The organism is Aquabacterium sp. (assembly GCF_030652515.1).
Lineage (GTDB): Bacteria > Pseudomonadota > Gammaproteobacteria > Burkholderiales > Burkholderiaceae_C > Aquabacterium.
Window position 1 is genome coordinate 1 of the sequence record NZ_JAUSAR010000043.1, and the last position, 10,841, is coordinate 10,841.

Here is a 10,841-nt window from a genome sequence, read left to right on the forward strand (position 1 = left end):
GGACAGGCCCAAGCCCAGAGCGAGCATGGCCAGCGCCGAGGCCACACGCCAGCGCTTGTGCGGGGGCTTGTTGGCGTCACTGTCGTTTGATTGACGGCTTTGCTGGCCGTTCAACTGGGCAGAGGGGCGAACAGGGGTGAACGGATGGATGATGGCTGTGCGCATGGGAATCTCCTGGCTGGGGTGCGCGTCAAGGCCTGACGCAGGCGGGGGCGATCCTGCGAACGTGAAGGCACGTTTCAGGAGGGGGATGCGGTGGGCGAGCGGGCTCGCAGGCGAGGGCCATCGGTGTGTCATGGCACCCCCTCGGATGGGGCTGTGAACACGACCTCAACGCGACGATTGCGGGCCCGGCCCTCTGGTGTGTCGTTGCTGGCGATGTAGCAGCACAGGCCTCTGGCATCGATGCGGATGTCCTTGGGTTGTGCGGGACTGACGCGCTTGATGTGATCTCGAACGGCACCAGCCCGCGCCAGCGCGATGGCCTGATTGGGCGCATCAGGGCCGACGTTGTCGGTGCGTCCTACGATGAGCACACGCTCGGCACGTCCCAGGGCTTTGGCTGCGTTGTTCAGCAAGGTCCGGTGTGCGGGTGTCAGCACCGCACTGTCGGTTGCAAACTCCAGGACCAGCACCTGAGGCTTGTGCAGCGGGGCAGGCTTGCTGTCTTCAGTTGGCGCGACGGATTCAAGGGCGCGCGCGTTGCCTTGCATCGTAGGCTGTGGCTGTGCGTCGGCCACAGCCAGTGTTTTGGGCGTGGTGGTAGGGCAGGCGGGCTCGATGCATTGAGCAAAATACGCGTTGCGGCCACGCTCTAGCTGCGCGATGTGTGAGGCGTTCGGCTTGGCTTGCGGTGTCTCGGTTGCATGGCCCTGCTTGGCAGGCAAGGTGCAAGACGAGAAGGCGAACAGAATCACCGCTGCCGAGGCGCTGGTCATGGCGATGTCCTGTACGCGCGTCATGGCGACACCCGAGCTGCAAGGATGAACAGGGGCAGCTTTGCGTCTGCGCGCTCTTGCGGCCGTACTGCGGTTGCCTGTGCGGACCGGATTGCCGAGGCGGGCAATTGCCGATAGACCTTCCAGGCGTAGCGCCTGCGTGCGCTCTGACAGGCCGCACCCTTGAATTGGGTGCAGGCGGCGTTGTAGGCGCCTACACCGTCCCAGTTGAGGCCTTGCCTGGCCAGGGTTTGAGCAAGCAGCCAGGCGCCCACATGGATGTTGGTGCAGGGGCTGAACAGGTCGCGCTCGGAGATGCCGAACCGCGCCAGCGCTGGCAGGTTCGAGCTGTTGATCTGCATCAGCCCGATGTCGTAGCTGCCCGTGCGTTGGCGGTGGCTGAGGTTGAGCGCTTTGGGATTGAGGTGCGACTCGACCTTGGCAACGGCATAGAGCAGTTGCGATGAAACGCCGTATCGCTGCGCCGCCTCGTCCCAGCAAGCCAGGGCGTGTGCCGGCACGCTCAACAGCGCAAGACATCCAGACAAGAGACCCCATTGCATGGCGTACTCCCAACAAGACCGATGTGGCCGCCAATGCACGTTGCATTGCGGGACGGACGGGGTGAGATCGGCGAGATGCCGAGCAAGGTCTTGTTCAGGTCAGCCGTGGTTGGACTGCCTTGGCGTGGTCAGGGCACGTGAGTCGGTTGGAGATTCTTTGTGCCGTGTACGGGTCAGAGCGCTGGGCGCTCGATGGCGTCAGCGTGTCTGCGTGGCTTGTTCTGCACGAAAGCGCTGGGCCATGTTGACCCGAGCTTGTTGTAGGACGCTGGCGCCGGTCTCATCCGCCTGTTGACACAGCGCCACGCAGGCGGTGGTCAAGTGATCGAGTTGAAACTTCGGGTTGGGGTGCCTGTTGGCGGGCGAGCGCTGCAACTCAAGGAGCAAGTCGTACTGCGGTCGCCACATGGCTTCCCGACGGCGAGGCGTGTTGGGCGATCGGGCCACGAGCTCGGTGCCGAGAAAACCGAAGACCTGTCTTGCCGCTTCGGGGCCGGATAAGATCAGCGAGACGCAGGCACTGATCAGGTCAGGAAATCGAAAGATCGGGCCGACGTTCTGATCTGACTTGAGTACACCGTAAAGCCAGACATGTTCTTCAAGCCACAGCCTTGTTTCGATGACGTCTGATGGCAGGGCTTCCACGGTTGTGGTGTGTCTAAAGCCCTGAAATCCGGGTGGTGCAGCGGTGAGCATGGTGCGTACCTCTGTTCTCTGAATAGGCATTCGCTCAGGGGAGCGCATGAGCACAGATTACGGCCTGGGCGCAGCATGGTCACGGGTGAATGCGGGCTTTGTCATGGGGATTTCGACGTCGGTTGTTGCATCGGCAGTACAGACTGCATGGACGGTACAGCTACGATGAATGCATTACTACCTCGAAGGTAGGCGCAAGGGACAGCCCTGAGAAGCTACCCTGGAGATCAGATACCGGCGCATCTGCTTGCTGCCGGCCATCGGCAAGCAGAAGCTATATCCGCCGCTGGGCTTGACCGTGATCCATGCGCAGGAGGGCCAGGCACCAGCCGGGCGTGTTCCGCTGCAGTGGAAACTCATTACGAACCTGCCGGTCCGCTCCAAGAGCCAAGCCTTCGAGAAGATCGACTGGTACGCCATGAGATGGAAGATCGAGACGTTTCAAAAGATTCTGAAGTCGGGCTGTCGAGCCGAGGACTTGCGGCTGCGAACAGCCGACCGCTTGTCCAACCTGATCGCGATCTATTGCATTCTGAGTTGGCGCATCTTCTGGGTGAGCATGCTCCACCGCACCGATCCCGGCACCGCTCCAACTGACGCGTTCACTGATGTTGAGATCGCCGTGCTGGATCGCCCTGCCACCGAAGCAGGCGGATGTTATGGCCGGCGCCGCATAGCGCGGCATGCAGCGCATCTCCCAGTGCACCCATGAGCGGGTTGCGGTCGAGCCTGCCATTGCTCTTTAAGTGTCCGATGCTCGGCTCAATGGCGCTGCGTCGTTTGATCATCGCCTTAATCGTGCGGGTCACGCCTCGTCGCTGGCCTGATCTGAGAATCTGCACGGCATCGACCTCGGCGCCCTTGTAGCCCATGTCCACCATCACCGTGCGCGGCCGCTGGTTGGCCAGGATGCCCACCTGCTCAGTGGCATCATCCAGCGTGTGCCCGTCGCGCTGAACACGGCCAACTGCGCGTGCGCAGCGTCTTGACGGCTGCGCGCATACGCTTGTACTGTTTGTCATGCGCATAGCGGCCCACCTGGGTGGCCTGGCGCAGGCTCAAACCATGGTCTTGCGCGAACTTGACGATGTGCTGGCGGCTGCGCTCCAGCAGTCTGCTGTCGGTGGGATGGGCAATCGACTTGGGCATCACCGTGGTGTCCCCAATCACCTTGTCCAGGCTGCTTCGATGGTCACGGCCAGCAGCAATTCCACGCCCTCTTCGCCAATACGCTGACGGCAGCGCGTCAGGCTTGACGGGTCAATGGGCAACTCTGTTTGCAGGTAGCTCTCGCCGATGAAGAACTGCCAGTACGGGTTCTCCAGCCAGGTGTTGACCACCATCTCGTCGGACGCATCGTTGGCGCGCTGCAAGTACAGCAGACCGGCCACCAGACGAGGCGGCAAGGCTGGCCGACCTCGGCCCGAAGTGAAGTGGCCAGCGAAGTGATGCTCGATCAACTCCCCGTCCATCAATCCGGCCAGGCGAATCAGTGGGTGCTTCATGATGAACTGCTCGTCTAGGCGAGAACGGAACATCTCGGTGCTCTGAGCGGTGCGGGTGTGGGTCTTCATGGGCTGAAGAATTTGCAAGAAAGCGCGGGGCCGATATTTTTTTCTTGCAAATATGGCACCACACCTCAACCCAAATCGCATTGCAGATCAATGGATTGCGAGTTGTTCCGGGCGGACTCATGATCCCAGCGGCACGTTGACTATGCGCCAGGGCAAGGCTGAAGTAATTGCCTGGCTGCTCTGGTAACCTACGCCCTGAACTTGGTCAGGCCTGTGGGGCCACGTCCTCCGGGGCCAATTCAACCCGGTTGCGGCCAGCGCGCTTGCCTTGGTACAGGGCCTTGTCCGCGCGGGCAATGGCTTGGTCGATGGGCTCGTTGAGGCGCAGGCTGCTGATGCCGAAGGTCATGGTCACTTTCAAGGGACCTTCCTTGCTTGGCACCCGAAGCTTGGCAATCGCCTCGCGCAGGCGATTGACCGCCCGCTCCGCACCAGGCGAGGCGGTCTCGGGCAGAAGCAACAGAAACTCTTCGCCTCCCCAACGGGCGGCGTGATCCACTTCGCGCACCCCGGAGCGCAAGATATTGGCCACCGCCTTCAGGACATCGTCACCAGCCTCGTGACCATGGGTGTCGTTGATGACCTTGAAGTGGTCCACGTCACACAACACGAAAGACAAGGGCCGGCCATCACGGCGCAGCTTGGCGGCCTCGCAGGTCGAGGTGTCCAACACGCTGCGGCGATTGCGCAGGCGGGTCAACGGATCGGTGGCGGCCATCTCGCGCAGTTGCTTTTCGCTCTGGACCACCAGGCGGTAGTACATGCCCGCCAGGAAGATCAGCAACACCAGCACGGCGATCAGGTTGAAGTAGTGCAGGCCGTTGAGCACCGAGGGCTCCAGCGCCACGATCGGCGTGGCCAGGCGCAGGAAGAAATCCAGCCCCACGTACAAGGCCGCCAGCCCCAGCACCAGAGGTGCCTTGCACCAGTTGCCCAGCGAACCGACCATCATCACCGGTGGCGCCAGCATGATGTAGAAGTGGAAACTACTCTCCCAGCCGAGGAAATAGACGGCCAGAACCGCGTGCCCCACCACCTCCAGGAGCATCAGCATCCAGGCCGACAACATGTGGTGGCGCCACAGCAATGAGAAGGCCAAGGCGTAGCAAAGGATGCTGCCCACATTGATGATGGCCAGCTGCGACACCCCACTTTTGTAGAACAGCAGCAGGAAACACAGGTGCGTGAGGCCGGCGATGACGGACACCCCCAGCAGCAGCTTGCGAAAGAGCGCCTCGTTGTTATTGCCCACGGCCACGGGCACCAAAGGATCGGTATTGTGAAACGCTAATAACGGGCTTGACTGACGCATTTTGATCCCGATCAAGGTAGGCAATGCAGTTTGGCGTGCATGGATATTCATTGTTTCACGACTGTTGTCGGACAACGGTGATCTTGCCCCCGTATCTCCAGACCCGGCCTATTCGCAATGTAGCGCGCACCCATCGGGCTGGGCTGCGCGCTGTTGATGTTGCCTGAACTCCCGAGGCGATTTCATTTTCAAGCTTGAGTGCGGATGCACCTCGTTGAAGTGTTCAAACGCTGACCTGATTAGCAACCATGCTCAGCCTGGCTCACCTGGTGAGCCAGTGGGCTCGTAATCTGGCTTCTCCACACAGCGGAGCAAGCACCATGGCGATGAACCGAATCCAGTTTCAACCCGGCCTGTCGTTGCCACAGTTCATGCGCAGCTTCGGCACCGAGGCCCATTGCGAAGAGGCGCTCAAGATGGCGCGTTGGCCGCAGGGCTTCGCCTGCCCCCGCTGTGGTGGATCGGCTCACTACGTGGTGGGGCATGGCGCTCGCAAGCTGTTTCAGTGCCACGCCTGCCGACATCAGGCTTCGCTGACCGCCGGCACCTTGTTCGCCAACACCAAGCTGCCACTGACCACCTGGTTCCTGGCCATCTATCTGATCAGCCAGGCCAAGACTGGCCTGTCCTCGCTGGCCCTGATGCGTCAGCTTGGGGTGAGTTACCCCACCGCGTGGCTGATGCACCAGAAAATCAGCTTGGCCATGGCTGAACGCGACGGGCTCCACCGGCTGGAGGGCTCCGTGCAACTCGACGACGCCTATCTCGGCGGCGAACGCACCGGCGGCAAGGCCGGCCGGGGTTCCGAGAACAAGGTGCCCTTCGTGGCAGCGGTCTCGCTCAACGAGCAGGGCCGTCCGCTTTATCTCAAGCTCACGCCGCTGGTGGGCTTCACTTCGCACGCCATCAGCCAGTGGGCCAAGGCTCACTTGTCGCCCGGCACAGTCGTCACCAGCGATGGCCTGGGCTGCTTCGCCGCCGTCACCGATGCCGGCTGTGTGCACATGCCCGTCGTCGTCGGCTCGCGCAAGCCGCGCGAACTGCCTGAGTTCACGTGGGTCAACACGATTCTGGGCAATCTCAAGACGACGCTGTCGGGCGCTTTGCATGCCTTCAACTTCCGCAAGTACGCAGCCTCCTACCTGGCCGCCTTCGCCTACCGCTTCAATCGGCGCTTCGACCTGCCCGGCTTGTTCGCCCGCCTCATCGTCGATGCCAGCCGATGCAAACCTCGCACCGAGCGCGCAGTCAGAGGGAATGCTGAGCATGATTGCTAATCAGGAACGCTGATGGCAGTTGCCGCAGCACCGTCTTGGCATCTCGCAGGTCCATGCGGCTGACGTAGTCTCGCTTGAACGTGTTGACGAAGCTCTCGGCCATGCCATTGCTTTGGGGGCTGCACACTGGCGTGTTGACCGGCTTGAGGCCAAGGTCCCTCGCGATTCGTCGGGTGTCGGTGGCAATGTAGGCCCCGCCGTTGTCGCTGAGGAACTCGAGCTGGTGGCCGGCTGGGACAGCCTCAACCGACCCGAAGCGCTTCTCCACAGCCTCGATCAACATCTCTCGCACGGGCTCTCCAGGAAGACCTTTGCCTGGCCACGCGCGCCAAGCCATGATCTCTCGGTCGCAGCAATCCTTCGCGAAGGTGGCCGTGACCGTCTCGCCAGAATCGCATTTGATCTCGAAGCCGTCAGAGCACCAGCGCCGGTCACTGCTGGTCACGGCCACCTTGCCATCGTGCAGCCTGCTTGAGACGCTTCTGCGTGGCGCACGAGGCAGCAACAGGCCGTGTTGCCTCATGACCCTATAAGCCCGTTTTGGATTGACCACAGCGTGGCTACCAGCGCGCCGCGAACGGTTGACCAGAGCGCAGGCCCTTCGGTAGCCATAGCTTGGCAACTCGGCAATGTGCTGACGGATTTCACCCAGCAACTGCTCATCGACGGCAGGCGTGCGCTGGGTACGGCCATCGACCCAGCCCTCAGGCCGGTGAAGCAGGTCGTGAACGTGAGAGCGCGCCAACCCCAGGGCCAGGCAAACAGCTTTCACTGCTCGTCCTTTGGCAACAAGGGCGAGCGCGCAATCCACTTTTTTTCTGCTGCGTACTCCACCGCTTCCTTGAGGATCTCGTTCTCCAAGGTCTTCTTGCCCAGCACGCGCTGCAGCTTGGCAATCTCTGCCCGGGCTGCGGCCAGCTCGGAAGCGGGCACCATGGCTTCGCCAGCGGATACCGCAACCAACGCGCCTTCACGATCCAGCTTCCTCCACTGGAACAGCAAGCCGGCCGAGACGCCCGATTCGCGAGCGACCAGCGAAACCGACATGCCTGGCTCGTAGGTGCGTCGCACTAGCGCTGACTTCTCTTCTATGGACCAGCGCCGCCGGCGCTGATCGGTCGTGATGACCTCTATGGTCTCTGTACGCCTAGTCATACTCACAGTCCTATTCCTATCCGTAAGATAAGCGATAGTCCGTGTCTGGTGAATCAGGGGGCCGCCTCAAACGGAACAAAACCGATACCCTTTGATGAATGCTGCTTCGGCAGTTTACGGGATGAGCTTGACTACTGATTGGATGAGTTTTCACGAAAACGGCCGTATGCTTCCAGTGAACCCGTTAGCAGGCTGCGGAAATACCTACCGACCAAGTCCACGCCCGAGTGGCCTGATACGTTATCAGCGTAGCACCTCAACGACCTGAAGCGATACCACCCATGCGCGGCGCCGACACCTTTACCGAAGGCCTGTTCACCCTCAAGAAGCTGGACGATTTCGTGCCCGCCAACCACCCGCTGCGGGTCATCCGCACGATGGTCAACAAGGCGCTGGCCGAGATGGGCGATCTGTTTGCCCAGATGTACGAGGACGACATCAAGGGTGGCCGCCCCAGCATCGCGCCAGAGAAGCTGCTGCGTGCCATGCTGCTGCAGGTGCTGTACTCGATCCGCTCTGAGCGCCAACTGATGGAGCAGACGCAATACAACTTGCTGTTTCGCTGGTTCATTGGCCTGTCGATGGACGACGCGGTGTGGGTGCCCACGGTGTTCACCAAGAACCGGGAACGGCTGATTGAGCACGATGCCGTAGTGGCCTTCTTCAACGAGGTGCTCAAGCTGGCAGACAAGAAGAGGTGGTTGTCCAAGGAGCACTTTAGTGTGGACGGCACCTTGATCCAAGCCTGGGCAGGCCACAAGAGCTTTGTACGCAAAGACGGCAAGGACGACGACGATGGCGGCGACTTCAGAGGCAAGTCACGCAGCAACGAGACACACGAATCAAGCACCGACCCAGACAGCAGGCTGTTTCGCAAGGGCAAGACGGCCAGCGAATTGCGCTTCATGGGCCACACGCTGATGGAGAACCGCAATGGGCTGATCGTCAACGCCATTGTCACGCAGGCAGATGGCCATGCCGAGCGCGAAGCGGCCAAGGCCATGGTGGCCGATGCTCGCCAAGTCAACCCCGAAGGTGAGATTACCTTGGGCGCCGACAAAGGCTACGACGCCGCCGAGTTCATCAAGGCGCTGCAAGACATGAAGGTCACGCCGCATGTGGCGCAGAACAAATCAAACCGAGCCTCAGCTGTGCCCGACGAGATCGCGGCCACCGAGGGCTACGCCATCTCGATGCAAAAGCGCAAGCTCATTGAGCAGGGCTTTGGCTGGGCCAAGTTCTTTGGCCCGATCCGTCAGGTGATGGTGCGCGGCATCAAGAAGGTCGACCAAGTCTTCATGATGGCCATGGCCGCGCACAACCTCGTGCGCATGCGCACCATGGGACAAGTCCGCCTGGAGTGCGCGTGATGAGGGCAAAACGCCTCGAAATGGCCCCAATTCCCTCTGAAATGGGCCTGGAATGGGGTGCGGGGCGCCAAGGTCCGCTTCCATCGTCGAAAAACGACCCATCACGTCAGCAGCGGGGCTGTGCGCGCTGGGTATTTCCGCAGCCTGTTAGGGAACCGCTGATTAATTCCGGCACGATTTGTGCTGCATAAACGAGCAACAGATCCAGAGCCAAGAGAGCGCAGATGAAGCAACAACTGAGCTTTGCCAGCAGCGAGTACGGACTCAAGAAGCGAGTGACTCGGCGCGAGAAGTTCCTGGGCGAGATGGAGCGTCTGGTGCCTTGGTCGCGGTGGGTGGCCTTGATCGAACCTGTGTACCCCAAGAGCGGCCGCGTGGGTCGGCCACCCATTGGCATAGAGCGCATGCTGCGCATGTACTGTGTGCAGCAATGGTTCGGCCTGAGCGACGAAGGCGTTGAAGACGCCTTGTACGACAGCCAGGCCTTGCGTCGCTTTGTCGGCATCGACCTGTCGCGCGAGTCGGCGCCAGATGCCACGACGCTTGTGAAGTTCCGCCGCCTGCTGGAGGACAACAAGCTGACGGCAGCGATGTTCGAAGAGGTCAAGGCGCTGCTGAGCGAGAAGGGCCTGCACATGCGTGAAGGCACCATGGTTGACGCCACCATCATTGCCGCGCCACCGTCCACCAAGAACAAGGACAAAGCGCGAGACGCCGAGATGCACCAGACCAAGAAGGGCAATCAGTGGTACTTTGGGATGAAGGCGCACATTGGCGCCGACGCTGAATCTGGACTGGTTCACAGTCTGCACGTCACGTCGGCCAATGAGAGCGATGTGGCCCACACGCACAAGCTGCAGCACGGCCAGGAAAGCCAAGCGCATCTGGACGCGGGTTACACCGGCGTGCAAAAGCGCGATGAAGTCATTGAGGCGCAAGCCCAGGGCCGCATTGCCAAGGACATCGCCTGGAACGTGGCGACGAGACGCAGCAAGATCAAGGCGATGCCCGAGGGCGATCTCAAGGAACTGGTGATCGCGACCGAGCGAGCCAAGGCGCAAATTCGCGCCTTTGTCGAGCATCCCTTCCATGTTTTGAAGAACTTGTTTCATCACAAGAAGGCCAGATATAAGGGCTTGGCCAAGAACGAGGCGCAGTTGTACAGCCTGTTTGGCTTGGTCAATTTGGTGATCGCTCGCTCCAAGCTTTTGGCGCTTGATACCCGAGGTGCGTCTTGATGAGGCCAATGACCCCCGAAAGGGGCCTGAAATCACGTTGAGAACGCGCAAAGCCATGAATTCCGGCTGAATCTGACCGCCATCGCGACATTCAAACCCACGACAGTCGTTGGGTGCGCGCGAAGCGGTCATTGATCAGCAGTTCCTAAGCAAGATGGGCAGCTCCTGCGGCTTGAGCTGCACTGGCCGCCTGTGGGTTGGCGGCTCCACCGTCAGACGTTACCGATACGAACTGGCTTGATATGAGGGTGGCGCCACGGGCGCACTTGTCACCATGACGGGCGGCGGGCATGCCATCAATGATCATCGTCGGATCACCGCTGAAAATGACTGTGCTGCCCGGGCATGTGACATGAACGCCCACCCAGACTATCCGTTTGCAATGGGTGTCAGTGGTACCGGAAGCGCCTATCAGGCTGATCGCCCATGAAGATGAAAGGTCGTCCCATTTGTCTTGCCCTGTTTTTTTGTTGACCGGACTCTATCAATCAGGTGTAACAAAATTGTTTCTCTCGTAATTCAGATTTGAGCTTGGACCAAGCTCAAGCTCTTTGGTGAAAGTCTCTGATCGCCGCCCTGTTGGCGCCGACCGAAAACTGAGCCACTTTTGATGGGTATGCCGACCCAAAACTGAGCCAGGTGTTCAACCTACCCTGCTGCTTTTTGATGCAGCGGGGTTCGAGGAGTGATCACCATGGACATGATCGGCAGAATCCGG

10 protein-coding genes and 1 pseudogene are annotated in these 10,841 nt (G+C 60.7%); 4 read left to right on the plus strand and 7 right to left on the minus strand.

Going from position 1 to position 10,841, the window contains the following annotated elements; all coding sequences use genetic code 11:
* Positions 1–293: 293 nt before the first annotated feature.
* From Q7V20_RS05845 to Q7V20_RS05855, 3 genes are all read right to left on the minus strand, one after another.
* A complete protein-coding gene (locus Q7V20_RS05845) occupies positions 294–962 on the minus strand; it encodes an OmpA family protein (RefSeq protein WP_304788157.1) in 669 nt (222 codons plus the stop codon).
* The gene (locus tag Q7V20_RS05850; protein WP_304788159.1) at positions 959–1,501 is read right to left on the minus strand and encodes a lytic transglycosylase domain-containing protein; all 543 of its coding nucleotides are present in this window, start codon (positions 1,499–1,501) and stop codon (positions 959–961) included. The genes Q7V20_RS05845 and Q7V20_RS05850 overlap by 4 nt, the downstream gene beginning before the upstream one ends.
* Before the next feature lie 198 nt (positions 1,502–1,699).
* Positions 1,700–2,197, minus strand: coding sequence for a hypothetical protein (locus Q7V20_RS05855; RefSeq protein ID WP_304788161.1), 498 nt, complete (start codon positions 2,195–2,197; stop codon positions 1,700–1,702).
* A gap of 247 nt (positions 2,198–2,444) precedes the next feature.
* Here Q7V20_RS05855 and Q7V20_RS05860 point away from each other — a divergent pair, with 247 nt between their 5' ends.
* Positions 2,445–2,909, plus strand: a complete 465-nt coding sequence (locus tag Q7V20_RS05860) for a transposase (RefSeq protein WP_304788163.1) — start codon at positions 2,445–2,447, stop codon at positions 2,907–2,909.
* On the opposite strand, the pseudogene Q7V20_RS05865 reads toward Q7V20_RS05860, so the two are convergent.
* Both Q7V20_RS05865 and Q7V20_RS05870 read right to left on the minus strand, forming a co-directional pair.
* Positions 2,800–3,771: pseudogene (locus Q7V20_RS05865) on the minus strand (transposase). The gene Q7V20_RS05860 and the pseudogene Q7V20_RS05865 overlap by 110 nt on opposite strands.
* A gap of 205 nt (positions 3,772–3,976) precedes the next feature.
* Positions 3,977–5,083 (minus strand): diguanylate cyclase, encoded by a 1,107-nt coding sequence (locus tag Q7V20_RS05870; protein WP_304788165.1) that lies wholly within the window; start codon positions 5,081–5,083, stop codon positions 3,977–3,979.
* Positions 5,084–5,403: 320 nt separating this feature from the next.
* Here Q7V20_RS05870 and Q7V20_RS05875 point away from each other — a divergent pair, with 320 nt between their 5' ends.
* Positions 5,404–6,360, plus strand: a complete 957-nt coding sequence (locus Q7V20_RS05875) for an IS1595 family transposase (RefSeq protein ID WP_304788166.1) — start codon at positions 5,404–5,406, stop codon at positions 6,358–6,360.
* Here the strand turns inward: Q7V20_RS05875 and Q7V20_RS05880 are convergent.
* Positions 6,332–7,515, minus strand: a protein-coding gene (locus tag Q7V20_RS05880) for an IS3 family transposase (protein ID WP_370652411.1) whose coding sequence is annotated in 2 segments (ribosomal slippage) — positions 6,332–7,182 and positions 7,182–7,515 — 1,185 coding nt in all. Because the reading frame shifts where the segments join, the coding sequence is not laid out codon by codon here. The two genes, Q7V20_RS05875 and Q7V20_RS05880, sit on opposite strands and share 29 nt — an antisense overlap.
* A 281-nt stretch (positions 7,516–7,796) precedes the next feature.
* Between Q7V20_RS05880 and Q7V20_RS05885 the strand changes: the two genes are divergently transcribed.
* Both Q7V20_RS05885 and Q7V20_RS05890 read left to right on the plus strand, forming a co-directional pair.
* Positions 7,797–8,885, plus strand: coding sequence for an IS5 family transposase (locus Q7V20_RS05885; RefSeq protein ID WP_304788168.1), 1,089 nt, complete (start codon positions 7,797–7,799; stop codon positions 8,883–8,885).
* 224 nt (positions 8,886–9,109) lie between these two features.
* Positions 9,110–10,123: an IS5 family transposase gene (locus Q7V20_RS05890; protein WP_304788170.1), complete on the plus strand. Its 1,014-nt coding sequence runs from the start codon at positions 9,110–9,112 to the stop codon at positions 10,121–10,123.
* A 145-nt stretch (positions 10,124–10,268) separates the two neighbouring features.
* Here the strand turns inward: Q7V20_RS05890 and Q7V20_RS24325 are convergent, their stop codons facing one another.
* Complete coding sequence (locus Q7V20_RS24325; RefSeq protein ID WP_370652412.1) at positions 10,269–10,487, minus strand: PAAR domain-containing protein; 219 nt, start codon at positions 10,485–10,487, stop codon at positions 10,269–10,271.
* Positions 10,488–10,841: the final 354 nt, after the last annotated feature.